The organism is Pseudomonas sp. IAC-BECa141, from assembly GCF_020544405.1.
Taxonomy (GTDB): Bacteria; Pseudomonadota; Gammaproteobacteria; order Pseudomonadales; family Pseudomonadaceae; genus Aquipseudomonas.
Genome location: NZ_CP065410.1, coordinates 1,792,411 through 1,817,594 on the forward strand (window position 1 = coordinate 1,792,411; position 25,184 = coordinate 1,817,594).

The following is a 25,184-nucleotide window of genomic DNA, read 5'->3' on the forward strand; positions in this document are numbered from 1 at the left end:
ATGGCTTTCTGATGTCGTTTCTCGTTGCCTTGAGGTCGCTGACAGAGCAGGTCTTATCGGGCGTCGGGTTGATGATCGGAGCCATCAGTACTCCGCTGATGTTCTAACGAGTTTGCGGTCGGGCGTGATGGGGGCGCTGTGCACCATAACAATACGTTGACGATGCCCGGCATCCGTCGGGCGCAGCATTTCGGGGAAGTAACGATGAAGATGCGACGACTTTTAGGCGCAGGTGCCGCTCTGGTGCTTGCGATGGGCTCCACTTTCGCCAGCGCTGAAAAACAGACCCTGAACATCGGTTACGTTGACGGTTGGTCCGACAGTGTCGCGACCACCCACGTGGCGGCCGAAGTGATCAAGCAGAAGCTCGGCTACGACGTGAAACTGCAAGCCGTCGCCACCGGCATCATGTGGCAGGGTGTCGCCACCGGCAAACTCGACGCCATGCTCTCGGCCTGGCTGCCAGTGACCCACGGCGAATACTGGGCCAAGAACAAGGATCAGGTCGTCGATTACGGCCCGAACTTCAAGGATGCGAAAATCGGTCTGATCGTGCCGGAGTACGTCAAGGCCAAGACCATCGAAGATCTGAAAACCGACGACTCCTTCAAAAAACGTATCGTCGGCATCGACGCCGGTTCAGGCGTGATGCTCAAGACTGATCAGGCGATCAAGGATTACGACCTGACCGGCTATCAACTCAAGGCCAGTTCCGGCGCCGGCATGATTGCCGAGCTGACCCGCGCCGAGAAGAAAAACGAATCCATCGCCGTCACCGGCTGGGTGCCGCACTGGATGTTCGCCAAGTGGAAACTGCGCTTCCTCGACGACCCGAAAGGTGTGTATGGCGCGGCTGAAACCGTGAACAGCATCGGCAGCAAGGAGCTGGCGACCAAGGCGCCGGAAGTGGCCAAGTTCCTGAAAAACTTCCAATGGGCTTCGAAAGACGAAATCGGCGAAGTCATGCTGGCGATTCAGGACGGTGCAAAACCTGACGTAGCGGCCAAGGATTGGGTGGCCAAGCACCCTGAGCGTGTTGCCGACTGGACCAAGTGATTTAAGCCGAAGCGTCTAATCTGCGCTTCCCAGGGCCGCCCGACATGACTGTCGGGCGGCCTTTTTTGTTTGCCCACTATTAATAAGCAGGGATGGGCGTTTTCGGCGGGTCTGGAAATTGGCAAAAACGTCATGGCGTTCTACTACTAAGGTCGTCTGGAACCCGGCTCGCAGCCGCATACAGTGGATATGTTCCAAAAATAAAAATCTGTGCTGCGAGGATAAAAACAATGAACGACAGCATTTACCTCTCGATTCAGAACAGCCCGCGCTTCAAGGAGCTGGTCAAGAAAAGAGAAAGGTTCGCCTGGATACTCTCGGCGATCATGCTCGGGCTCTACTCCGGCTTCATCCTTCTGATCGCGTACGGGCCGCAAGTGCTCGGGACGAAAATCAGTGCCGAATCATCCATCACCTGGGGCATCCCGATCGGTGTCGGACTGATTGTCTCGGCCTTCATCCTGACCGGCATTTACGTGCGCCGCGCCAATGGCGAGTTCGACGACCTGAACAACGCGATTCTCAAGGAGGCTCAGCAATGATCCGGCGTCTACTGGCTCTTTTGAGCATCGCAGCGTTCGCTCCCGCCGTCTGGGCCGCTGACGCCCTGACCGGTGAAGTCCACAAGCAACCGCTTAACGTTTCCGCGATCGTCATGTTCGTGGCGTTCGTTGGTGCGACCCTGTGCATCACTTACTGGGCATCCAAACGCAATAACTCGGCAGCCGACTACTATGCGGCGGGCGGCAAGATCACCGGTTTCCAGAACGGTCTGGCAATTGCCGGTGACTACATGTCGGCGGCGTCCTTCCTGGGTATTTCCGCGCTGGTGTTCACCTCCGGCTACGACGGCCTGATCTACTCGATCGGCTTCCTCGTGGGCTGGCCGATCATTCTGTTCCTGATCGCCGAGCGTCTGCGCAACCTGGGTAAATACACCTTTGCCGACGTGGCGTCCTACCGTCTCGGGCAAACCCAGATCCGCACCCTGTCTGCCTGCGGTTCGCTGGTGGTGGTGGCGTTCTACCTGATCGCGCAAATGGTCGGTGCCGGCAAGCTGATCCAGCTGCTGTTCGGTCTCGACTACCACGTTGCGGTGATTCTGGTCGGTATCCTGATGTGCCTGTACGTGCTGTTCGGCGGCATGCTGGCGACCACCTGGGTACAGATCATCAAGGCTGTGCTGTTGTTGTCCGGTGCCTCGTTCATGGCGCTGATGGTGATGAAGCATGTCAACTTCGACTTCAACACCCTGTTCTCCGAAGCCATCAAGGTTCACGCCAAGGGCGAAGCGATCATGAGCCCGGGCGGTCTGGTAAAAGACCCGATCTCGGCATTCTCCCTGGGTCTGGCACTGATGTTCGGTACCGCCGGCCTGCCGCACATCCTGATGCGCTTCTTCACCGTAAGCGACGCGAAAGAAGCTCGTAAAAGCGTGCTGTACGCGACCGGTTTCATTGGCTACTTCTACATCCTGACCTTCATCATCGGCTTCGGCGCGATCCTTCTGGTCAGCACCAACCCGGCCTTTAAAGATGCGGCGGGCGCTCTGCTCGGCGGCAACAACATGGCGGCAGTGCACCTGGCGAACGCCGTGGGCGGCAGCGTGTTCCTCGGCTTCATCTCGGCGGTGGCGTTCGCGACCATCCTGGCGGTGGTGGCCGGCCTGACTTTGGCCGGTGCTTCGGCGGTGTCTCACGACCTGTACGCCAGCGTGATCAAGAAGGGCAAGGCCAACGAGAAGGATGAGATTCGCGTTTCGAAGATCACCACCATCGCGCTGGGCGTTCTGGCCATCGGCCTGGGCATCCTGTTCGAAAGCCAGAACATCGCGTTCATGGTCGGTCTGGCGTTCTCCATCGCGGCAAGCTGCAACTTCCCGGTGCTGCTGCTTTCGATGTACTGGAAGAAGCTGACCACTCGTGGCGCCATGATTGGTGGCTGGCTGGGGCTGGTGAGCGCGGTGGGGCTGATGATTCTTGGCCCGACCATCTGGGTGCAGATCCTGCATCACGAGAAGGCGATTTTCCCTTACGAGTATCCGGCTCTGTTTTCGATGATCATTGCGTTCATCGGGATCTGGTTCTTCTCGATCACCGACAAGTCGGCTGAGGCCGAGAACGAGCGGGCGCTGTTCTTCCCGCAGTTTGTGCGTTCGCAGACCGGGTTGGGAGCGAGTGGGGCGGTATCGCACTGAGGATCTTGTGTAGGTTGAGTTGAATGAAAATGCCCTGGTCGAGAGATTGGGGCATTTTTTTGTGGGCGGTTATCGGACTTTCTTTGGGGTGGGATATCCGTTGCTGCGGTAATGGGCACCAGCGGTGGCACCCGAAGAAACGGCTATGTACCCAATCAACAATAAACCAGTCGGTCCAAAGGCCGCTGAAATGCCCCAAACAAAAAACGGCCCCCATTCTCATGGAGGCCGTTCCCGGTACAGCGCTAAGACGCTATCGCTAGACAGCTCTTATTTGCGGTCTTCCAGCTTGGTGATGTCCCGCGACTCGTAGCCAGTGTAAAGCTGGCGCGGACGGCCGATCTTGTACGGGCTGGAGAGCATTTCCTTCCAGTGCGAGATCCAGCCGACAGTACGTGCCAGGGCGAAAATCACGGTGAACATGCTGGTCGGAATGCCGATCGCCTTGAGGATGATCCCCGAGTAGAAGTCGACGTTCGGATACAGCGAGCGCTCGATGAAGTACGGGTCGGTCAGCGCGATCTCTTCCAGGCGCATGGCCAGTTCGAGTTGCGGATCGTTCTGGATGCCCAGTTCCTTCAGCACTTCGTCGCAGGTCTGCTTCATTACAGTCGCGCGAGGGTCGCGGTTCTTGTAGACGCGGTGACCGAAGCCCATCAGCTTGAACGGATCGTTCTTGTCCTTGGCCTTGGCGATGAACTTGTCGATGTTCGAAACATCGCCGATTTCATCGAGCATGGTCAGCACGGCTTCGTTCGCACCGCCGTGGGCAGGGCCCCACAGTGCGGCGATACCGGCGGCGATACAGGCGAATGGGTTGGCACCCGAGGAGCCCGCCAGACGCACGGTGGAGGTCGATGCGTTCTGCTCGTGGTCGGCGTGGAGGATGAAGATCCGGTCCATGGCCTTGGCGAGTACCGGGCTGATCGGTTTGATCTCGCACGGGGTGTTGAACATCATGTGCAGGAAGTTTTCCGCGTACGACAGGTCGTTGCGCGGGTACATCATGGGTTGACCCATGGAGTACTTGTAAACCATCGCGGCCAGGGTCGGCATCTTGGCAACCAGGCGGATCGCGGAGATTTCGCGATGCTGCGGGTTATTGATGTCGAGGGAGTCGTGGTAGAAGGCCGAGAGGGCGCCGACTACACCACACATGACGGCCATCGGGTGGGCGTCACGGCGGAAGCCGTTGAAGAAGGTTTTCAGCTGCTCGTGAACCATGGTGTGGTTCTTTACGGTGCCGACGAACTGGGCCTTTTGCTCTGCAGTTGGCAGTTCGCCGTTCAGCAGCAGGTAGCAGGTTTCCAGGTAGTCCGACTTTTCAGCCAGCTGTTCGATCGGGTAGCCGCGGTGCAGCAGGATGCCGTTGTCGCCGTCGATATAGGTAATCTTCGATTCGCAGGAAGCGGTCGACATGAAACCGGGGTCGAAAGTGAAGCGGCCCGTGGCCGTCAGGCCCCGAACATCGATAACATCGGGACCAACGGTGCCGGTTAAAATGGGCAGCTCGACGGGGGCTGCGCCCTCGATGATCAACTGCGCTTTTTTGTCAGCCATGTGGCCTCCTATTTATGCTTGAAATCATCAGACAGACCCCCCACGCAGGGCCCGCACCACTATAGTGAGATAAATTCGAATGTCAATTTGCCTAAAGTCTTGCTCCAGAAGGCTTTAACCGTACTTTTTCCTCGAAATTGCCTGCCATTTACGCCTTTTATACGACTTGTGCAATCCGCTATTGGGGGTAGGCGATTGCGTTGTCATTAGTAGCCTAACTGTCTATACTCGGCGACCGACCGCCAAGGGCTTTTGGGCTCGCTTTCATTGGGGGTCGCATCCCTGGGTGGTGGTTACCTGACCAGTGCACTCCCCAACAACTTTGCCCTGATTGTTAGGGGCTCTTCAGTGTGAAAAAAAAGCCGTGAAAAGCCAACGACCTGTAAACCTAGACCTAAGGACCATCAAACTCCCCATCACCGGCGTTACGTCGTTTCTTCACCGTGTTTCCGGCATCATCCTCTTCCTGGGCCTCGGCATCATGCTTTATGCATTGGGCAAATCCCTGGGTTCCGAGGAAGGTTATGTCGAGGTGAAGGCATGCTTGACCAGCCCGCTGGCCAAGTTCGTAGCATGGGGCCTCCTGTCCGCTCTTCTGTATCACCTGGTTGCCGGTGTGCGCCACTTGATCATGGACATGGGCATCGGTGAGACGCTGGAAGGCGGCCGCCTGGGCTCGAAACTGATCATCGCCGTTTCCGTGGTGCTGATCGTTCTGGCAGGAGTTTGGATATGGTAACCAGCGTTACAAACCTTTCGCGTTCGGGCCTCTATGACTGGATGGCACAACGTGTGTCTGCGGTCGTTCTCGCGGCTTATTTCATTTTCCTGATCGGCTACCTCGCCGCGAACCCGGGCATTGGCTACGACCAATGGCACGGCCTGTTCGCCCACAACGGAATGCGTATCTTCAGTCTGCTGGCACTGGTTGCCCTGGGCGCTCACGCCTGGGTCGGCATGTGGACCATCGCGACCGACTACCTGACGCCAATGGCGCTGGGCAAGTCCGCGACTGCAGTACGTTTCCTTTTCCAGGCAGTATGCGGCGTCGCGATGTTCGCTTACTTCGTCTGGGGTGTGCAGATTCTCTGGGGTATCTGATTCATGGCTAACATTCCAACGATTTCTTTCGACGCCATCATTATTGGTGGCGGCGGTGCCGGCATGCGCGCTGCGCTGCAACTGGCACAGGGCGGTCACAAGACTGCCGTGATCACCAAGGTTTTCCCGACCCGCTCGCACACTGTGTCCGCACAGGGCGGCATCACTTGCGCCATCGCATCGGCCGACCCGAACGATGACTGGCGCTGGCACATGTACGATACCGTCAAGGGTTCCGACTACATCGGTGACCAGGACGCTATCGAATACATGTGTCAGGAAGGCCCGGCTGCCGTTTTCGAGCTGGACCACATGGGTCTGCCGTTCTCGCGTACCGAAACCGGCCGTATCTACCAGCGTCCATTCGGCGGTCAGTCGAAGGATTACGGCAAGGGCGGGCAGGCTGCCCGTACCTGCGCCGCTTCCGACCGTACCGGTCACGCGCTGCTGCACACTCTTTATCAGGGCAACCTGAAAGCCGGTACCACGTTCCTGAACGAGTACTACGCAGTCGACCTGGTGAAAAACCAGGAAGGCGAATTCGTCGGTGTGATCGCAATCTGCATCGAAACCGGCGAAACCACCTACATCCGCGCCAAAGCCACCGTACTGGCTACCGGCGGTGCAGGTCGTATCTATGCATCCACCACCAACGCCCTGATCAACACCGGTGACGGCGTCGGCATGGCTCTGCGTGCCGGCGTGCCGGTACAAGACATCGAAATGTGGCAGTTCCACCCGACCGGCATCGCCGGCGCCGGTGTACTGGTTACCGAAGGTTGCCGTGGTGAAGGTGGTTACCTGATCAACAAGCACGGCGAGCGTTTCATGGAGCGTTATGCTCCGAACGCCAAAGACCTTGCCGGTCGTGACGTGGTTGCGCGTTCGATGGTTAAAGAAATCATCGCCGGCAATGGTTGCGGTCCGAATGGCGACCACGTAATGCTCAAACTCGACCACCTGGGCGAGGAAGTGCTGCACAGCCGTCTGCCAGGCATCTGCGAACTGTCGAAGACTTTCGCACACGTTGATCCGGTGGTTGCTCCGGTTCCGGTTGTTCCGACTTGCCACTACATGATGGGCGGCGTTGCCACCAACATTCACGGCCAGGCGATCACTCAGGACGCCGAAGGCGTGGATCAGATCATTCCTGGTCTGTTCGCAGTCGGTGAAGTGGCTTGCGTATCGGTTCACGGTGCCAACCGTCTGGGCGGCAACTCGCTGCTCGACCTGGTGGTATTCGGCCGCGCTGCCGGCCTGCACCTGGAGAAGGCGCTGACCGACGGCATCGAATATGACGACGCTACCGAAGCCGACATCGAAGCTGCCCTGGCGCGTCTGAACGCCCTGAACAACCGTACCGACGGCGAAGACGTCGCTACCCTGCGTCGCGAGCTGCAAAGCTGCATGCAGAACTACTTCGGTGTATTCCGTACCGGCGAATACATGCAGAAGGGTATTGCCCAGCTGGCAGATCTGCGCAAGCGCATTGCCAACGTGAAGATCAACGATAAGTCGCAGGCGTTCAACACTGCACGTATCGAAGCGCTGGAACTGCAAAACCTGCTGGAAGTGGCTGAAGCTACCGCCATCGCTGCCGAAGTACGTAAAGAGTCCCGTGGTGCTCACGCCCGTGAAGACTTCGAAGACCGTGACGACGAAAACTGGCTGTGCCACACCCTGTACTTCCCGGGTGAGAAACGTGTCGCCAAGCGTGCCGTGAACTTCTCGCCGAAGACTGTTCCGACTTTCGAACCTAAAGTCCGGACTTATTAAGGGTGACCGCCATGTTGAAAGTCAGTGTTTATCGTTACAACCCTGATCAGGACGCTGCGCCGTTCATGCAGGAATTCCAGGTCGATACCGGTGGTAAAGACCTGATGGTGCTGGACGTGCTGGCCCTCATCAAGGAACAGGACGAAGGTTTCTCCTATCGTCGCTCCTGCCGTGAAGGCGTCTGCGGCTCCGACGGCATGAACATCAACGGCAAGAACGGCCTGGCGTGCATCACGCCGCTGTCCGCTGTCGTGAAAGGTAACAAGCTGGTCATTCGGCCGCTGCCAGGTTTGCCGGTTATCCGTGACCTGGTTGTCGATATGAGCATCTTCTACAAGCAATACGAGAAGGTTAAGCCATTCCTGCAGAACGACACGCCGGCTCCGGCCATCGAGCGTCTGCAGTCCCTGAAGAGCGTGAAAAGCTCGACGGTCTGTACGAGTGCATCCTGTGCGCTTGCTGCTCGACCTCTTGCCCGTCCTTCTGGTGGAACCCGGACAAGTTCCTGGGTCCGGCTGCCCTGCTGCAAGCGTACCGCTTCCTGGCAGACAGCCGTGACACCAAGACGTCCGAGCGTCTGGCGTCCCTCGATGACCCGTTCAGCGTCTTCCGCTGCCGGGGCATCATGAACTGCGTCAACGTATGTCCGAAAGGCCTGAACCCGACTAAGGCCATCGGTCACATCCGTAACATGTTGCTTTCGAGCGGCGTGTGATTCAGCTGCTGTAACCGCTGTACCCGAAGAAGGCTTAGGCGCGGGCTTCAACCCGCGCCATGGCTATAACCAGAGCAGCAGCCATAAGCTGCGGCTCTTATTTTGAAGAAATGAGACAAGCAGGGGCATCCGGGCTGGTACCCGGACTATCAGTGTGATCCTAAGTGGCTTGTTTTGGTCGCTGCATTCGGACTTCTGCAAGCTTGCTCGGTGTCGACACCGGTGGTGTTCCCCTAACCGAGGGTGACCAAGCATGCAAGAAAGCGTGATGCAGCGCATGTGGAACAGCGCCTACCTTTCCGGAGGTAACGCTGCCTATGTGGAAGAGCTTTATGAGCTCTACCTGCACGACCCTAACGCTGTGCCAGAAGAGTGGCGCAACTACTTCCAGAAGTTGCCTGCCGACGGCAACTCCTCCACCGATGTTTCGCACTCCACGATTCGCGATCATTTCGTGCTGCTGGCAAAGAACCAGCGCCGCGCCCAGCCGGTTTCCGCCGGTAGCGTGAGCACTGAGCACGAGAAGAAGCAAGTTGAAGTGCTGCGATTGATCCAGGCCTACCGTATGCGTGGCCACCAGGCAGCCCAGCTTGACCCGCTGGGACTGTGGCAGCGTCCTGCACCTGCAGACCTGTCGATCAATCACTACGGCTTGACCAATGCCGATCTTGATACGACCTTCCGTGCCGGCGACCTGTTCATCGGCAAAGAGGAAGCGAGCCTACGCGAAATTCACGAAGCGTTGCAGCAGACATATTGCCGCACCATCGGCGCTGAATTTACGCACATCACCGATTCCGAGCAGCGCCAGTGGTTCCAGCAGCGTCTGGAAAGCGTACGTGGCCGTCCGGAATACTCCGCCGACATCAAGAGCCACCTGCTCGAGCGTGTGACGGCCGGTGAAGGTCTGGAAAAATACCTGGGTACCAAATACCCGGGCACCAAGCGTTTCGGTCTGGAAGGCGGCGAAAGCCTGATTCCGATGCTCGACGAACTGATCCAGCGTTCCGGTTCCTACGGCACCAAGGAAGTCGTCATCGGCATGGCCCACCGTGGCCGTCTGAACGTACTGGTCAACACCTTCGGCAAGAACCCGCGCGAGCTGTTCGATGAGTTCGAAGGCAAGAAGAAGGTCGAGCTGGGTTCCGGTGACGTTAAATACCACCAGGGCTTCTCGTCCAACGTAATGACCACCGGCGGTGAAGTTCACCTGGCCATGGCGTTCAACCCGTCCCACCTGGAAATCGTTTCCCCGGTGGTCGAGGGTTCGGTTCGCGCCCGTCAGGATCGTCGCAACGACCCTACCGGTGAAAAGGTTCTGCCGATCTCCATCCACGGTGACGCGGCATTCGCCGGTCAGGGCGTGGTGATGGAAACCTTCCAGATGTCGCAGACCCGCGGTTTCAAGACCGGCGGTACCGTGCACATCGTGATCAACAACCAGGTTGGTTTCACCATCAGCAACCCGCTGGACTCGCGCTCCACCGAGTACGCGACCGACGTTGCGAAAATGATCCAGGCGCCGATCCTCCATGTGAATGGTGATGATCCGGAAGCCGTATTGTTCGTGACCCAGCTGGCCATCGACTACCGCATGCAGTTCAAGCGTGACGTGGTGATTGACCTGGTCTGCTACCGTCGTCGCGGCCACAACGAGGCCGACGAGCCAAGCGGCACCCAGCCTCTGATGTATCAGCAGATCACCAAGCAGCGCACCACCCGTGAGCTGTACGCTGATCGTCTGACCCAGGCCGGTGTATTGGATGCAGAGCGTGTTCAGGCGAAAGTCGACGAATACCGCAACGCGCTGGACAACGGTCTGCACGTGGTGAAGTCGCTGGTCAAGGAGCCGAACAAAGAGCTGTTCGTGGACTGGCGTCCGTATCTGGGCCACACCTGGACTGCGCGTCACGACACACGCTTCGATCTGAAGACCCTGCAGGAACTGTCTGCCAAGCTGCTGGAAATTCCGGAAGGCTTCGTGGTTCAGCGTCAGGTCGCGAAGATCTACGAAGACCGTCAGAAGATGCAAGCCGGCGGCCTGCCGATCAACTGGGGTTATGCCGAAACCATGGCGTACGCGACCCTGGCGTTCGAAGGTCACCCGATCCGCATGACCGGTCAGGACATCGGCCGCGGTACGTTCTCGCACCGTCACGCTGTGCTGCACAACCAGAAAGATGCCGGTACATACGTGCCGTTGAAGCATCTGTTCGAAGGTCAGCCGCGTTTCGAACTGTACGACTCGTTCCTGTCGGAAGAAGCCGTACTGGCGTTCGAATACGGTTACTCGACCACCACGCCGAACGCGCTGGTGATCTGGGAAGCCCAGTTCGGCGACTTCGCCAACGGTGCGCAGGTCGTGATCGACCAGTTCATCACCAGCGGTGAACACAAGTGGGGCCGTCTCTGCGGTCTGACCATGTTGCTGCCACACGGTTATGAAGGTCAGGGCCCTGAGCACAGCTCGGCGCGTCTTGAGCGTTACCTGCAGTTGTGCGCCGAGCACAACATTCAGGTGTGCATGCCGACCACCCCGGCCCAGATCTACCACTTGCTGCGTCGTCAGGTGATTCGTCCGCTGCGCAAGCCACTGGTCGTTCTGACTCCAAAGTCGCTGCTGCGCCACAAACTGGCCATCTCGACCCTGGAAGATCTGGCCGAAGGTTCGTTCCAGACCGTTATCCCGGAAATCGATGCCCTGGACCCGAAAAAGGTCGAGCGCGTTGTTCTGTGCAGCGGCAAGGTCTACTACGACCTGCTGGAAAAACGTCGTGCCGAAGGCCGCGAAGATATCGCCATCGTGCGTATCGAGCAGCTGTATCCGTTCCCTGAGGACGACTTGAAAGAAGTCCTGGCTCCTTACACCAATGCCAAAGCGGCCGTGTGGTGTCAGGAAGAGCCGATGAACCAGGGCGCCTGGTACTGCAGTCAGCACCACCTGCGTCGCAGCATCAGCAACCTCAACAAATCTCTCGTACTCGAGTACGCGGGCCGTGAGGCTTCTGCTGCACCAGCATGTGGTTACGCATCGATGCACGCCGAGCAGCAGGAACAACTGCTGCAAGACGCGTTTACCGTTTAACGCCTTCGCGCACCTGAAACCGAATTTAAGGAACCACAGATAATGGCTATCGAGATCAAAGCCCCCACTTTCCCGGAATCGGTTGCCGATGGCACCGTTGCCACCTGGCACAAACAACCGGGCGACGCCGTCAAGCGTGACGAACTGATCGTCGACATCGAAACCGACAAAGTCGTACTGGAAGTGCTGGCTACCGCCGACGGCGTGCTGGGCGCAATCGTCAAGGGCGAGGGCGAAACCGTCCTGTCCGACGAAGTTCTGGGCTCCATCGTTGAAGGCGGCGCTGCTGCCGCCGCTCCGGCTGCCGCTGCTGCTCCGGCCGCTGCTGCCGCTACCGCTGCTCCGGCCGCCGATGGCGAAGACGACCCGATCGCTGCTCCTGCCGCACGCAAGCTGGCTGAAGAGAACGGCATCAACATCGCTTCCGTTGCCGGCACCGGCAAGGGCGGTCGCGTGACCAAGGAAGACGTGGTTGCAGCCGTTGCTGCCAAGAAAGCCGCTCCGGCTGCCGCGCCTGCCAAGGCTGCTGCTCCGGCCGCCGCCGCTCCTGTGTTCGCCGCTGGCGACCGCATCGAGAAGCGCGTTCCGATGACCCGCGTGCGTGCCACCGTTGCCAAGCGTCTGGTTGAAGCTCAATCGAACATGGCGATGCTGACCACTTTCAACGAAGTCGACATGACCGAAGTCATGGCCCTGCGTTCGAAGTACAAGGACCTGTTCGAGAAGTCCCACAACGGCGTACGCCTGGGCTTCATGTCGTTCTTCGTGAAGGCTGCCACCGAAGCGCTGAAGCGCTTCCCGGCGGTCAACGCCTCGATCGATGGCAACGACATCGTTTACCACGGTTATGCCGACATCGGCGTTGCTGTTTCCAGCGACCGTGGCCTGGTGGTTCCGGTTCTGCGTAACGCCGAACACATGAGCCTGGCTGAAATCGAAGGCGGCATCGCCACTTTCGGCAAGAAAGCCCGTGACGGCAAACTGTCGATGGACGAAATGACCGGCGGTACTTTCACCATCACCAACGGTGGTACCTTCGGTTCGATGATGTCGACCCCGATCGTCAACCCGCCGCAGGCAGCGATTCTGGGCATGCACAACATCATCCAGCGTCCGATGGCCATCAACGGTCAGGTCGTGATCCGTCCGATGATGTACCTGGCACTGTCCTACGATCACCGTCTGATCGATGGCAAAGAAGCTGTAACCTTCCTGGTGACCATCAAGAACCTGCTGGAAGATCCGGCTCGTCTGTTGCTGGATATCTGATAGAAGCAGTCGCGCGCTGCAAGCTTCAAGCTGCGGGATAACGCAGCCTGGCTTGCAGCGCGCGGCTTGAAGCTTTTCGCTAAAGAGGATTTTTTGAATGTCGCAGAAATTTGACGTAGTAGTGATCGGTGCTGGCCCTGGCGGCTACGTGGCAGCTATCAAGGCCGCGCAACTCGGCCTGAGCACTGCCTGCATCGAGAAGTACACCGATGCTGAAGGCAAGCAAGCCCTGGGCGGCACCTGCCTGAACGTAGGCTGCATTCCTTCCAAGGCGCTGCTGGACAGCTCCTGGAAATACAAGGAAGCGAAAGAAAGCTTCAACGTCCACGGTATCTCGACCGGCGAAGTCAAAATGGACGTCGCTGCGATGGTTGGCCGCAAGGCCGGCATCGTCAAGAACCTGACCGGCGGCGTTGCCACCCTGTTCAAGGCCAACGGCGTTACTTCGATCCAGGGCCACGGCAAGCTGCTGGCTGGCAAGAAAGTCGAAGTCACCAAGCCGGACGGCTCGGTTGAAGTCATTGAAGCCGAAAACGTCATCCTGGCTCCAGGTTCGCGTCCGATCGACATTCCACCGGCTCCGGTCGATCAGAAAGTCATCGTTGATTCGACTGGCGCTCTGGAATTCCAAACCGTACCGAAGCGTCTGGGCGTAATCGGCGCTGGCGTGATCGGTCTGGAACTGGGTTCGGTCTGGTCGCGTCTGGGTGCAGAAGTGACTGTCCTGGAAGCGCTGGACACCTTCCTGATGGCAGCGGACACCGCTGTTTCCAAGGAAGCGCTGAAAACCCTGACCAAACAGGGTCTGGACATCAAGCTGGGCGCTCGCGTGACCGGTTCCAAAGTGAACGGCGACGAAGTCGTTGTGAACTACACCGATGCCAACGGCGAACAGACCATCACTTTCGACAAGCTGATCGTAGCCGTCGGTCGTCGTCCGGTGACCACTGATCTGCTGGCTGCCGACAGCGGTGTGACCCTGGACGAGCGCGGTTTCGTGCATGTTGACGATCACTGCGCTACCACCGTACCGGGCGTTTACGCGATCGGTGACGTGGTTCGCGGCATGATGCTGGCGCACAAGGCCTCGGAAGAGGGCATCATGGTTGTCGAGCGCATCAAGGGCCACAAGGCCCAGATGAACTATGACCTGATCCCTTCGGTTATTTATACTCACCCGGAAATCGCATGGGTCGGTAAAACCGAGCAGGCCTTGAAAGCTGAAGGCGTTGAAGTTAACGTCGGCACCTTCCCGTTCGCAGCATCCGGCCGTGCCATGGCCGCCAACGATACCGGTGGTTTCGTCAAGGTCATCGCCGATGCCAAGACTGACCGCGTATTGGGCGTGCACGTGATTGGCCCGAGCGCTGCAGAACTGGTTCAGCAGGGCGCGATCGGTATGGAATTCGGCACCAGCGCTGAAGACCTGGGCATGATGGTTTTCTCCCATCCGACCCTGTCTGAAGCCTTGCACGAAGCAGCTTTGGCAGTGAATGGCGGCGCCATCCACATTGCCAACCGCAAGAAGCGTTAAGACACACAATAAGAAACCACGGCGGTACGGCCCGTCGTGAGCCTTGCGTGCAAGACTCACCGCGGAATGTCCGCTGGACGCAGCCTTGCGTAGCTGCACCGGGTATCCGGAAACGCTACGCAAGCAGCAGTCACAGGTGGCGCGGCACTCATAAAGAGCGCAGCGCCGAATGCGCAGTACCTAACGAAGACGGTAAAAAGCATGAATCTTCACGAGTATCAGGGTAAGCAGCTGTTCGCTGAATACGGCCTGCCAGTTTCCACTGGTTTCGCAGTAGACACCCCGGAAGCAGCAGCAGAAGCTTGCGACAAAATCGGCGGCAACGAGTGGGTTGTCAAAGCCCAGGTTCACGCCGGTGGTCGCGGTAAAGCGGGCGGCGTCAAGCTGGTTCGCAGCAAAGAAGACGCCAAAGCCTTCGCACAGCAGTGGCTGGGCAAGCGTCTGGTGACTTACCAGACTGACGCCAACGGCCAGCCAGTCACCAAGATCCTGGTTGAATCGTGCACTGATATCGCTAAAGAGCTGTACCTGGGCGCTGTCGTTGACCGTTCGAGCCGTCGCATCGTGTTCATGGCTTCCACCGAAGGTGGCGTGGACATCGAGAAAATCGCTCACGACACTCCAGAAAAAATTCTGAAAGCCACTATCGATCCACTGGTTGGCGCTCAGCCATTCCAGGGTCGCGAGCTGGCATTCCAGCTGGGTCTGGAAGGCAAGCAGGTTGCTCAGTTCGCCAAGATCTTCGTAGGTCTGGCCAAGCTGTTCAAGGATCACGACCTGGCTCTGCTGGAAGTGAACCCGCTGGTGATCAAGGCTGACGGCGATCTGCACTGCCTGGACGCCAAGATCAACATCGACGCCAACGCAATGTACCGTCAGCCTAAGCTGAAGACTTTCCACGATCCGTCGCAGGACGATCCGCGCGAAGCGCACGCTGCCAAGTTCGAACTGAACTATGTAGCGCTGGAAGGCAACATCGGCTGCATGGTGAACGGTGCCGGCCTGGCCATGGGTACCATGGACATCGTCAACCTGCACGGCGGCAAGCCAGCCAACTTCCTCGACGTAGGTGGTGGTGCTACCAAAGAACGCGTAACCGAAGCTTTCAAAATCATTCTGTCCGACAGCAATGTCGCTGCAGTACTGGTTAACATCTTCGGCGGCATCGTTCGTTGCGACATGATTGCCGAAGGCATCATCGGTGCAGTGAAAGAAGTCGGCGTGAAAATCCCGGTTGTTGTTCGTCTTGAAGGCAACAACGCTGAACTGGGCGCTAAAGTACTGGCAGAAAGCGGTTTGAACATCATCGCTGCTACCAGCCTGACCGACGCTGCTCAACAAGTCGTTAAAGCTGCGGAGGGCAAGTAATGAGCGTCCTGATCAATAAAGACACCAAAGTAATCTGCCAGGGCTTCACCGGTGCGCAGGGTACTTTCCACTCCGAACAAGCCATTGCCTACGGCACCAAAATGGTTGGCGGCGTGACGCCAGGCAAAGGTGGCACCACTCACCTGAACCTGCCTGTGTTCAACACCGTGAAAGAAGCTGTAGAAGCCACTGGCGCCACCGCCAGCGTGATCTACGTTCCGGCTCCTTTCTGCAAGGACTCGATCCTGGAAGCGGCGTTCGGCGGCATCAAGCTGATCGTCTGCATCACCGAAGGCATTCCTACCCTGGACATGCTGGACGCCAAAGTTAAGTGCGACGAGCTGGGTGTTACCCTGATCGGCCCTAACTGCCCAGGCGTGATCACTCCTGGCGAATGCAAGATCGGCATCATGCCAGGTCACATTCACTTGCCAGGCAAGGTCGGTATCGTTTCCCGTTCCGGCACCCTGACCTACGAAGCTGTCAAGCAGACTACTGACGCCGGTTTCGGTCAGTCGACTTGCGTCGGCATCGGTGGTGACCCGATTCCGGGTTCGAACTTCATCGACATCCTGAAGCTGTTCCAGGAAGACCCGAAGACCGAAGCGATCGTAATGATCGGCGAGATCGGCGGTTCGGCTGAAGAAGAAGCGGCTGCCTACATCAAGGCCAACGTGACCAAGCCGGTTGTTTCCTACATCGCTGGTGTGACTGCTCCTCCGGGCAAGCGCATGGGCCATGCTGGCGCAATCATCTCCGGCGGCAAAGGCACTGCAGACGAGAAATTCGCTGCTCTGCAAGACGCTGGCGTGAAAACCGTGCGTTCGCTGGCAGACATCGGCAAGGCCCTGGCCGAGCTGACTGGCTGGGAAGTGAAGAAGTAAGCTTCGGCTGACTCCTCTGCTCCAGCAACAAAGGCCACCCTCGGGTGGCCTTTGTCGTTTCTGGCGTTCGGGTAGGCGATGGCAATTTATAAGCACTCACCCAATAACATGCAAAAACGCGACACGGAAACGTCGCGTATCGGATAGTTCGCCCTCTAACAGTGCGTTTGTCAGGCAAATTCGTTAGGCTAGCAGCCATTTTTGCGTCTGCCGCCCACAAGGCATGCAACGCGCTAAACGGGTCAGTCTTATACGGATTGACAGCATTTCCCTAACCCCACAGGGAAATCCCCCTCTAAATTCCGATTCAGTAGTGTGGTATTTCCTTAATGAAAGTTTTGAAAGGTCAGGACATCCTGGCACTTGGCTTTATGACATTCGCCCTGTTCGTCGGGGCCGGCAACATCATTTTCCCGCCTATCGTCGGTTTGCAGTCCGGGCCCAACGTCTGGATAGCGGCGCTGGGCTTCCTGATCACGGCGGTCGGTTTGCCCGTGGTCACCGTGGTCGCACTGGCCAAGGTCGGTGGAGCAATGGACGCTCTGAGCAGCCCGATCGGCAAGATCGCCGGCGGCGTACTGGCAGCCGCTTGCTATCTGGCGGTCGGCCCGTTGTTCGCCACCCCGCGTACCGCGACCGTTTCCTTTGAAGTAGGCCTGGCGCCGCTGACCGGAGAGAGCCCACTGGCGCTGTTCCTCTACAGTTCGGTGTACTTCCTGCTGGTGTTCTTCATTTCGCTCTACCCTGGACGTCTGCTGGATACCGTCGGTCGCTTCCTCGCGCCGCTGAAGATCATCGCCCTGGCCGTCCTCGGCATCGCTGCGTTCGCACTGCCTGCCGGTGACATCGGCGTGGCGACTCCGGAATACGTTGCGGCACCTTTCTCCCAAGGGTTCATCAATGGTTACCTGACCATGGATACCCTCGGCGCGCTGGTGTTCGGCATCGTCATCGTCAACGCGATCCGCTCCCGTGGCGTCGAATCGCCGGCGCTGATCACCCGTTACGCGATCATTGCCGGGCTGATTGCCGGTGTCGGTCTGGCGCTGGTGTATGTCAGCCTGTTTCGTCTTGGTTCCGGCAGCCATGAAGTGGCGGCGGGCGCGACCAACGGCGCCGCGGTGCTGCATGCGTATGTGCAACACACCTTCGGTTCGCTGGGCAGTGGCTTCCTTGCCGTGCTGATTTCCCTGGCGTGCCTGGTGACCGCGGTTGGCCTGACCTGCGCCTGTGCCGAATACTTCAGCCGCGTACTGCCGCTGTCGTACAAGACCCTGGTAATCATCCTCGCGGCGTTCTCGCTGCTGGTGTCCAACCTGGGTCTGACCAAGCTGATCGCGTTCTCGATCCCGGTACTGACCGCGATCTACCCGCCGTGCATCGTGCTGGTGGCCCTGAGTTTCTGCGCTGCGTTCTGGCATGAGCAGAGCCGCATCATGGGCCCGGTGATGCTGGTGTCGTTCGTGTTCGGCACCATCGATGCGTTGAAAGGCGCCGGTCTGGCGGACTGGATGCCATCGCAACTGGCCCACCTGCCGCTGAGCGAGCAAGGTCTGGCGTGGCTGGTGCCGTGCGTGATGACCCTGGCGGTTGCCGTGGTGTGCGACCGCCTGCTGGGCAAGCGCGCCGAAGCACTCGCCTAAGATTGCCGGGCCGCCACAAGCGGTCGCCGAGCGATTAAACAGAAATGCCCCGTATCAATCGATACGGGGCATTTTTTATGGGCTTCAGGCAGTGTCTTTTTCCCTCGACTAACGTCGAAGGGGAGCCGAAATCTTCATCACAGGGAATTGCATGTCGTTCATCCAAGCCAACCTGATCCACCTGCTGGCCGCGCTCTGGTTTGTCATCTGCTGGGCCGGCTACACCCGTTATGCCACCTGGAAAGGTCGTGATACCGCGTGCCTGGCCAGCGTGCTGCACCTGTACCGCGAAGACTGGATGCGCCGCATGCTGCTGCGTGACAACCGTATCGCCGACGCCAGTGTGATCGGTAACCTGGAACGCAACGCCTCGTTCTTCGCCTCCAGTACGCTGATTATCCTGGCGGGCATTCTGACCGTGCTCGGCGCTTCCGAGCGCGCGGTGTCGCTGCTGGCGGATATTCCGATGGTGCAACAGGCCTCGCAGGGCATGTCGGAGATCAAATTGCTGTGCCTGGCGCTGGTGTTCGTCTATGCCTTCTTCACCTTCAGCTGGTGCATGCGTCAGTACAACTTCGCCGCCATTCTGGTCGGCTCGGCCCCGATGATCGGTGAGCGGCAAGTGTCGGAGCAGGAGCGCAAGGCATTCGCCTCGCGGGCGGCGCGGGTGATCTCGATGGCGGCCAACCAGTTCAACTTTGGTCTGCGTTCCTACTACTTCGGAATGAGCATGCTGGCGTGGTTCGTCAGCCCGTGGCTGTTCATGTTGATGAGTGCAGGCGTGGTGCTGGTGTTGTATCGCCGCGAGTTTCATTCCGACGTACTCGATGTAATGGTCTATACCCCTACAGAGGCGCCATTGCCCGAAGCGAACAAAGAGGCTGCTTGATGAGTATTCCGTTCTGGTGTGTGTTTATCAGTGCTTTGTTGATCTACGTGGCGCGTATGCCGGTCGGCAAGGCCATGAAAGAACAGGGCGGTTACAACAACCACCTGCCACGTCAGCAACAGGCGCAACTCACCGGTTACGGGGCCCGTGCGCTGGCGGCACATCAGAACAGCATCGAAGCGTTCATCCTGTTTGCCGTTGGCGTGCTGATGGCGCATACCACGCAGACGGCGGGATGGCTGATCGATGCATTGGCGATCATCTTCGTGATCTCGCGAATTCTCTATCTGTGGTTCTACCTGGCGGATATTCCTACGCTGCGCAGTCTGGTCTGGCTGGTCGGCTTAGTGTGTTCATTGTTGCTGATGATTAGTCCGACTTTTAGAACCGTCTTGCTCTAAGACGGCATTGGCAAAAAATCACAGGCAAAAGAAAACCCGCACTTGACGGGTTTTCTTTTTTGCTATCGAGAAGCAGCTTATTGCTTCTTGGCAGCTTCTTCTTGCGCTGCAGCGTTCGATTCGGCCTGATCTTTGGCGGCTTCGGCGTTTTCTTTCGCCGCGTCGTTCACTTTATCCTGAGCTTCGTTCATTTTTTGCTGAGCTTGTTCAGCATGTTGGTTGGCATCTTGAGCTTTGTCCTCGGATTTTTTATCGCAGGCAGCGAGACCGAGGGAAGCGGTCAACATCAAGGCAATAGCTAAAGTCTTACGCATGGGGTGTTTCTCCTTATGGAAAATAACTACTGGCCTTAAGAGCTCAGGCCCTTGGGTTAAGTTCCTCATTTCTTTCAGATATATAAGTTTGTTTTGCAATGGAACTTTTGCTGTTCTTTCCACTACGGCGAACAGTGATTAACAAGAGTAATTATCAAATGGCCGAAAGCCCCGTTTTTGAGCGTGCGACACGGTTTCTCTCGGCCTTGCGCCACTGTCAGGTGCTGGGATTGAAGGTGCATAGCGCAAGTCGCGAAGGCCTGACGGTGGTGCTGCCGTACAGTGCACAAATCGTCGGCAATCCGCTGACCGGCGTAGTCCATGGCGGGGCGATCACGTCGCTGATGGACACGGCGTGCGGCATGTCGACCCTGTGCGTCCTGCCGGAATTCGAAGTCTGCCCGACCCTCGATCTGCGCATCGACTACATGCACGCCGCCGAGCCGAATAAAGACGTGTATGGCTTCGCCCAATGTTATCGAGTCACCACCGATGTGATCTTCGCCCGCGGCTTCGCTTATCAGGACGATCCCGAGCAACCGATTGCCCACGTTGTCGGCACCTTCATGCGCATGGGCAAGGGGCTTAAAGGCACCAAAGGCTTTGGTGGCGCGATCAAGGGAGAAAACCCATGAGCGATGATTTCAAGCAGCAACTGCAAGAGGCCCACGAGAAGGGGGACTACGCGCCGCTGCTGAAACTGATCCCCTACGCCGGACTCATCGGCGTCGAGTGTTCGCGGGTCGGTGACGACTTGCTGTTCAAGCTGCCGGCAAACAAGGACAACATTGGTAACCCTTTATTGCCGGCGATTCACGGCGGGGTGATCGCCGGGTTCATGGAGCTGTCTGCGGCCCTGCATCTGTTGATTTTCACCGGTGCGCCCGGTGTGCCGAAGATTATCGATTTCTCCCTTGATTACCTGCGAGCCGGGCAGTTTCGCGATACCTGGGCCCGGTGTCAGGTCTGCCGTCAGGGCCGGCGGGTGGCCAACGTCGCGGTCACGGCCTGGCAAAGCACTGAAAGCGAACCGATTGCCACTGCCCGCGCGCACTTCAAAATCGATGAGCCCTTGAAATCCTGAAGCACGCCCCCAATTCACAGATCAACCCGCCGCCGACCAGCAAGGTCGCGGCCAATGCCATCTGATTGGAGTTTGATGACCATGAGTGTGGAAACTCAAAAGGAAACCCTGGGCTTCCAGACCGAGGTGAAGCAGCTGCTGCACCTCATGATCCATTCGCTGTATTCCAACAAGGAAATCTTCCTTCGCGAATTGATCTCGAACGCCTCTGACGCCGTCGACAAATTGCGCTTCGAAGCCCTGGCCAAGCCAGAGTTGCTCGAAGATGGCGCTGAACTGAAAATCCGTGTGAGCTTCGACAAGGACGCCAAGACCGTCACCCTCGAAGACAACGGCATCGGCATGAACCGCGACGATGTGATCACCCACCTGGGTACCATCGCCAAATCCGGCACCGCCGATTTCATGAAAAACCTGTCCGGCGATCAGAAGAAGGATTCGCACCTGATCGGTCAGTTCGGTGTGGGCTTCTACTCGGCCTTCATCGTCGCTGACAAAGTTGACGTGTACAGCCGTCGCGCCGGCACCGCCGCCAGCGAAGGCGTGCACTGGTCGTCGAAAGGTGAGGGCGAATTCGAAGTCGCCACCATCGACAAGCCAGAACGCGGCACCCGCATCGTCCTGCATCTGAAAAAAGGTGAAGACGAATTCGCCGATGGCTGGCGTCTGCGCAACATCATCAAGAAATACTCCGACCACATCGCGCTGCCGATCGAGCTGCCGAAAGAAGTGGCCGCTGCCGAAGGCGAAGAAAAGCCTGAAGCCGAATGGGAAACCGTCAACCGCGCCAGCGCCCTGTGGACCCGTCCTCGCACTGAAGTGAAGGATGAGGAATACCAGGAGTTCTACAAACACATCGCCCACGACTTCGAAAATCCGCTGTCGTGGAGCCACAACAAGGTCGAAGGCAAGCTCGAATACAGCTCGCTGCTGTACGTGCCGGCCCGCGCACCGTTCGATCTGTACCAGCGTGAAGCGCCGAAAGGCCTGAAGCTGTACGTACAGCGCGTGTTCGTGATGGATCAGGCCGAGTCGTTCCTGCCGCTGTACCTGCGCTTCATCAAGGGTGTGGTCGACTCTAACGACCTGTCGCTGAACGTGTCGCGGGAAATCCTGCAGAAAGACCCGATCATCGACTCGATGAAGTCGGCGCTGACCAAGCGCGTGCTGGACATGCTGGAAAAACTGGCGAAGAACGAGCCTGAGCAATACAAGGGCTTCTGGAAAAACTTCGGTCAGGTCATGAAAGAAGGCCCGGCAGAAGATTTCGCCAACAAGGAAAAAATTGCCGGTCTGCTGCGTTTCGCATCGACCAATGGCACCGATGGCGAGCAGATCGTCGGTCTGGCCGAGTACCTGGCGCGTGCCAAGGAAGGTCAGGACAAGATCTACTACCTCACCGGCGAAACCTACGCGCAGGTCAAGAACAGCCCGCACCTGGAAGTCTTCCGCAAGAAAGGCATCGAAGTGCTGCTGTTGACCGACCGCATCGACGAGTGGCTGATGAGCTACCTCAGCGAGTTCGACGGCAAGAACTTTGTCGACGTCGCGCGCGGTGACCTGGACCTGGGCAACCTGGACTCGGAAGAGGACAAGAAGGCCGCAGAAGAAGTCGCCAAGTCGAAAGAAGGTCTGGTCGAGCGTCTGAAAACCGCACTGGGCGACTCCGTTGCCGAAGTCCGGGTTTCCCATCGCCTGACCGACTCGCCGGCCATTCTGGCCATCGGTGAGCAGGACCTGGGTCTGCAAATGCGTCAGATCCTCGAGGCCAGCGGGCAGAAGGTGCCGGATTCGAAGCCGATCTTCGAATTCAACCCGAGCCACCCGCTGATCGAGAAGCTCGACAACGAGGCCAGCGACGATCGCTTCAGCGACTTGTCGCACATCCTCTTCGACCAGGCCGCCCTGGCGGCTGGCGACAGCTTGAAAGACCCGGCCGCTTACGTGAGCCGCCTGAACAAGCTGCTGGTCGAACTGTCTGCTTGATCAAGCTTTAGAAAAACCCGCTTCGGCGGGTTTTTTCATTCTGGTGTTCAACCACTCTGGAGTCAGAAATGAGCCAAGTCACTGTACGTTCCGTGGTCTATCAGATTGACGGCCAGCCATATGAAGGTCGTCTGGCGTTCGACGCCGAGCACACAGGCGCACGCCCGGGCCTGTTGATGGCGCCGAACTGGATGGGTGTCAGCGCTGGCGCTGAAGAGATCGCCAAATCGGTGGCGGCCAAGGGTTATGTGGTACTGATCGCTGACGTTTACGGCCAGGCCGTGCGTCCGCAGAATGCCGATCAGGCCGGTGCGGCAATGATGCCGCTGAAGAATGACCGTGCGCAGTTGCGCAAGCGTATGCAGGCCGCGTTCGAACAATTGCAGAAACAGGGCGAGGCGGCGGTTGATACCTCGAAACTGGCTGTGTTCGGTTTCTGCTTCGGCGGCTGCTGTGCGCTGGATCTGGCGCGCACCGGTGCGGCAGTGAAAGCGGCGGTGTCGTTCCACGGCACGCTGGATTCGCCGAACCCTGCGGACGCGAAGAACATCAAGGGCTCGGTGCTGGTGCTGCACGGTGCTTCGGACCCGCTGGTGCCGAAAGAGCAGTTGCCGGCATTCGAAGACGAGATGAACGCCGCCGGTGTCGACTGGCAGCTGCTGAGCTACGGCGGCGCGGTGCACTCGTTCACCGATCCGCACGCCAACGTGCCGGGCAAGATGATGTACGACGCGAAGACCGCAGCGCGGGCGTTCAAGTCGATGCATGACTTGCTGGATGAAGTGTTCAAAGGCTGATTCGGTTGAAAACACTCCCACGCCTGGCGTGGGAGTGCTGGTTTAAAGCGGTGTCGGCTCGCTGCGTGATTTCGGCAGCTCTATCCGCTCGACTTCTCCCGGCACTGTCGGCCAGTCACCGGCCGCCCACTTGCGCCGCGCCTCATCGATTGCCGCCGGATCGCTCGCAACAAAGTTCCAGTTGATCCGCCGTGGCCCATCCAGTGGTGCGCCGCCGAACAGCACCGCGTGGCTGTCGCTCTCGGCGAACAGACTCATCTCTTCCCCGGTAGGCAATACCACAAGCGCGTGGGGTTCGACCGCTTCGCCGTTCAACTGCACATCACCACTCAACACATACAAAGCCCGTTCCTCATGCTCAGTCGGAATCAGCAGCGTGGTTGCGGTCTGCATCTTCAGTTCGGCATAGAGCGTAGGAGAAAGCACCGGCACCGGCGATTCCAGGCAAAAGCCTGACCCGGCAATCATGCGGATCTGCACGCCAAGGTTATCGCTGACCGGCAATGTCGAGGCCGGGTGATGGCTGTAATGTCCCGGGCCTTGTTCGTGATCTTTGGGTGAGGCGAGCCAGATTTGCAGGCCGTGCATCTTGAAGCTCTGATCCCATAGCGGTTCGGGCGTGCGCTCGACGTGAGCGATCGCCGTGCCGGCCGTCATCCAGCTGACATCGCCGGCGCTGACCACCTGATCCGAACCCAGGCTGTCCTTGTGCTGAATCTGTCCTTCGAACAGGTACGTGAGGGTCGAGAGACCGATGTGCGGGTGCTGTCGGATATTCATGCCTTTGCCCGCCGGATAAACCGTTTCGAGCATGTGGTCGAAAAACACGAAAGGCCCGACGCTGCGGCATTTGGCTGACGGCAGCGGGCGCAGAATCGGCTGGCCTTCGACGTCTTCGGCGCGCGGGCGGATGATCAGGGGTTGGGTGTCCATGGTCCATTCCAGGCTGAGCGGGTGATGCGTGGAGCATAACCCGCCGGTGTCGTCGGGTGATTACTGGCTGTCGAAGCCGACGGGTGCGTGAGTCTCGATAGTGACTTCGCTGGTGGTCATCAGCTTGTGGATCGGGCAGCGATCGGCCACGCGCAGCAGTTCTTCGCGCTGGGCATCGGTGAGCACGCCCTTCAGGGTGAGGGTTACGTGCAGGGCGTATTTGCCTTTCTGTTCCTGGCTGTTGTCGCGTTTGACCTCAACGCCGACGCCGGTCAGCGGGATGTCCTTTTTCTTCGCGTACAGCTTCAAGGTCAGGGCCTTGCAGGCGCCGAGGGCGGCGTCGAAGTAATCGTGCGGCTCCGGAGCCGAGCCTTCGCCGCCGGCGGTCGTCGGGACATCGGCAAACAGCTCATGCTCATCGATCTGTACGGTGTGGCGAAAACCATCGGCGGACACGGTATTGACGGTAACGGTCATGTGAACCTCGCATGCGGTAGGAAAAAGGGATTCGATCAAAAAAGACCTTTGCAGGTATAGAGCATTCCCACACAGGCGCGTTCCACTTTCTTGCCGGGTGAACCCTCGTCGCCCG

22 protein-coding genes and 1 pseudogene are annotated in these 25,184 nt (G+C 58.5%); 19 read left to right on the forward strand and 4 right to left on the reverse strand.

Annotated elements, in window-relative coordinates; all coding sequences use genetic code 11:
• The first annotated feature begins 204 nt into the window (after positions 1 to 204).
• The 3 genes from I5961_RS08140 (at position 205) to I5961_RS08150 (ending at position 3,253) form a co-directional block, all read left to right on the forward strand.
• Positions 205 to 1,056, forward strand: a complete 852-nt coding sequence (locus I5961_RS08140) for a glycine betaine ABC transporter substrate-binding protein (protein WP_085699378.1) — start codon at positions 205 to 207, stop codon at positions 1,054 to 1,056.
• Between the two features lie 230 nt (positions 1,057 to 1,286).
• The gene (locus I5961_RS08145; protein WP_085682951.1) at positions 1,287 to 1,598 is read left to right on the forward strand and encodes a DUF485 domain-containing protein; all 312 of its coding nucleotides are present in this window, start codon (positions 1,287 to 1,289) and stop codon (positions 1,596 to 1,598) included.
• Entirely contained in the window at positions 1,595 to 3,253 is a 1,659-nt protein-coding gene (locus I5961_RS08150) for a cation acetate symporter (protein WP_085699376.1), read from the forward strand. Before I5961_RS08145 ends, I5961_RS08150 begins: the two co-directional genes overlap by 4 nt.
• 270 nt (positions 3,254 to 3,523) lie before the next feature.
• Here the strand turns inward: I5961_RS08150 and gltA are convergent, their stop codons facing one another.
• Entirely contained in the window at positions 3,524 to 4,813 is a 1,290-nt protein-coding gene (gene gltA / locus I5961_RS08155) for a citrate synthase (protein WP_007959044.1), read from the reverse strand.
• Between the two features lie 364 nt (positions 4,814 to 5,177).
• Between gltA and sdhC the strand changes: the two genes are divergently transcribed.
• The 12 genes and pseudogenes from sdhC to I5961_RS08215 all read left to right on the forward strand — a co-directional run bounded on the left by sdhC (position 5,178) and on the right by I5961_RS08215 (position 19,478).
• The gene (gene sdhC / locus I5961_RS08160) at positions 5,178 to 5,552 is read left to right on the forward strand and encodes a succinate dehydrogenase, cytochrome b556 subunit (RefSeq protein ID WP_011333113.1); all 375 of its coding nucleotides are present in this window, start codon (positions 5,178 to 5,180) and stop codon (positions 5,550 to 5,552) included.
• Positions 5,546 to 5,914 (forward strand): succinate dehydrogenase, hydrophobic membrane anchor protein, encoded by a 369-nt coding sequence (gene sdhD / locus I5961_RS08165; protein WP_007977503.1) that lies wholly within the window; start codon positions 5,546 to 5,548, stop codon positions 5,912 to 5,914. The genes sdhC and sdhD overlap by 7 nt, the downstream gene beginning before the upstream one ends.
• Positions 5,915 to 5,917: 3 nt before the next feature.
• Positions 5,918 to 7,690 carry a succinate dehydrogenase flavoprotein subunit gene (gene sdhA / locus I5961_RS08170; RefSeq protein WP_085682949.1) on the forward strand — a complete coding sequence of 591 codons (1,773 nt, stop codon included), beginning with the start codon at positions 5,918 to 5,920 and terminating at the stop codon, positions 7,688 to 7,690.
• Positions 7,691 to 7,755: 65 nt separating this feature from the next.
• Positions 7,756 to 8,318: pseudogene (locus I5961_RS08175) on the forward strand (succinate dehydrogenase iron-sulfur subunit); the annotation flags it as partial.
• Positions 8,319 to 8,658: 340 nt separating this feature from the next.
• The gene (locus I5961_RS08180) at positions 8,659 to 11,490 is read left to right on the forward strand and encodes a 2-oxoglutarate dehydrogenase E1 component (protein ID WP_085699374.1); all 2,832 of its coding nucleotides are present in this window, start codon (positions 8,659 to 8,661) and stop codon (positions 11,488 to 11,490) included.
• A 42-nt stretch (positions 11,491 to 11,532) separates the two neighbouring features.
• On the forward strand, positions 11,533 to 12,759 hold the full coding sequence (gene odhB, locus I5961_RS08185; protein WP_085699372.1) for a 2-oxoglutarate dehydrogenase complex dihydrolipoyllysine-residue succinyltransferase: 1,227 nt from the start codon (positions 11,533 to 11,535) through the stop codon (positions 12,757 to 12,759).
• Between the two features lie 97 nt (positions 12,760 to 12,856).
• On the forward strand, positions 12,857 to 14,293 hold the full coding sequence (gene lpdA / locus I5961_RS08190; RefSeq protein ID WP_085682946.1) for a dihydrolipoyl dehydrogenase: 1,437 nt from the start codon (positions 12,857 to 12,859) through the stop codon (positions 14,291 to 14,293).
• Between the two features lie 201 nt (positions 14,294 to 14,494).
• Positions 14,495 to 15,661, forward strand: a complete 1,167-nt coding sequence (gene sucC, locus I5961_RS08195) for an ADP-forming succinate--CoA ligase subunit beta (RefSeq protein ID WP_007959029.1) — start codon at positions 14,495 to 14,497, stop codon at positions 15,659 to 15,661.
• Positions 15,661 to 16,545 carry a succinate--CoA ligase subunit alpha gene (gene sucD, locus I5961_RS08200; RefSeq protein WP_011333119.1) on the forward strand — a complete coding sequence of 295 codons (885 nt, stop codon included), beginning with the start codon at positions 15,661 to 15,663 and terminating at the stop codon, positions 16,543 to 16,545. Before sucC ends, sucD begins: the two co-directional genes overlap by 1 nt.
• A gap of 329 nt (positions 16,546 to 16,874) precedes the next feature.
• A complete protein-coding gene (gene brnQ, locus I5961_RS08205) occupies positions 16,875 to 18,188 on the forward strand; it encodes a branched-chain amino acid transport system II carrier protein (RefSeq protein ID WP_227234881.1) in 1,314 nt (437 codons plus the stop codon).
• A 151-nt stretch (positions 18,189 to 18,339) separates the two neighbouring features.
• Complete coding sequence (locus I5961_RS08210) at positions 18,340 to 19,077, forward strand: DUF599 domain-containing protein (protein ID WP_085699368.1); 738 nt, start codon at positions 18,340 to 18,342, stop codon at positions 19,075 to 19,077.
• A complete protein-coding gene (locus I5961_RS08215; protein ID WP_085699366.1) occupies positions 19,077 to 19,478 on the forward strand; it encodes an MAPEG family protein in 402 nt (133 codons plus the stop codon). Before I5961_RS08210 ends, I5961_RS08215 begins: the two co-directional genes overlap by 1 nt.
• A 77-nt stretch (positions 19,479 to 19,555) precedes the next feature.
• Here the strand turns inward: I5961_RS08215 and I5961_RS08220 are convergent, their stop codons facing one another.
• A complete protein-coding gene (locus tag I5961_RS08220) occupies positions 19,556 to 19,792 on the reverse strand; it encodes a hypothetical protein (RefSeq protein ID WP_011333123.1) in 237 nt (78 codons plus the stop codon).
• Positions 19,793 to 19,950: 158 nt separating this feature from the next.
• Here I5961_RS08220 and I5961_RS08225 point away from each other — a divergent pair, with 158 nt between their 5' ends.
• The 4 genes from I5961_RS08225 (at position 19,951) to I5961_RS08240 (ending at position 23,659) form a co-directional block, all read left to right on the forward strand.
• On the forward strand, positions 19,951 to 20,427 hold the full coding sequence (locus I5961_RS08225; protein ID WP_085703368.1) for a PaaI family thioesterase: 477 nt from the start codon (positions 19,951 to 19,953) through the stop codon (positions 20,425 to 20,427).
• Positions 20,424 to 20,876, forward strand: a complete 453-nt coding sequence (locus I5961_RS08230; protein ID WP_007959014.1) for a PaaI family thioesterase — start codon at positions 20,424 to 20,426, stop codon at positions 20,874 to 20,876. The genes I5961_RS08225 and I5961_RS08230 overlap by 4 nt, the downstream gene beginning before the upstream one ends.
• Before the next feature lie 81 nt (positions 20,877 to 20,957).
• Positions 20,958 to 22,862, forward strand: a complete 1,905-nt coding sequence (gene htpG, locus I5961_RS08235; RefSeq protein ID WP_085703395.1) for a molecular chaperone HtpG — start codon at positions 20,958 to 20,960, stop codon at positions 22,860 to 22,862.
• Positions 22,863 to 22,930: 68 nt separating this feature from the next.
• Positions 22,931 to 23,659: a dienelactone hydrolase family protein gene (locus I5961_RS08240; RefSeq protein ID WP_085703369.1), complete on the forward strand. Its 729-nt coding sequence runs from the start codon at positions 22,931 to 22,933 to the stop codon at positions 23,657 to 23,659.
• A gap of 42 nt (positions 23,660 to 23,701) precedes the next feature.
• On the opposite strand, the gene I5961_RS08245 is transcribed toward I5961_RS08240, so the two are convergent.
• Together I5961_RS08245 and I5961_RS08250 are read right to left on the reverse strand one after the other, a co-directional pair.
• Complete coding sequence (locus tag I5961_RS08245; RefSeq protein ID WP_085703370.1) at positions 23,702 to 24,592, reverse strand: pirin family protein; 891 nt, start codon at positions 24,590 to 24,592, stop codon at positions 23,702 to 23,704.
• A 60-nt stretch (positions 24,593 to 24,652) separates the two neighbouring features.
• A complete protein-coding gene (locus tag I5961_RS08250) occupies positions 24,653 to 25,069 on the reverse strand; it encodes an OsmC family protein (protein WP_085703371.1) in 417 nt (138 codons plus the stop codon).
• Positions 25,070 to 25,184 lie beyond the last annotated feature (115 nt).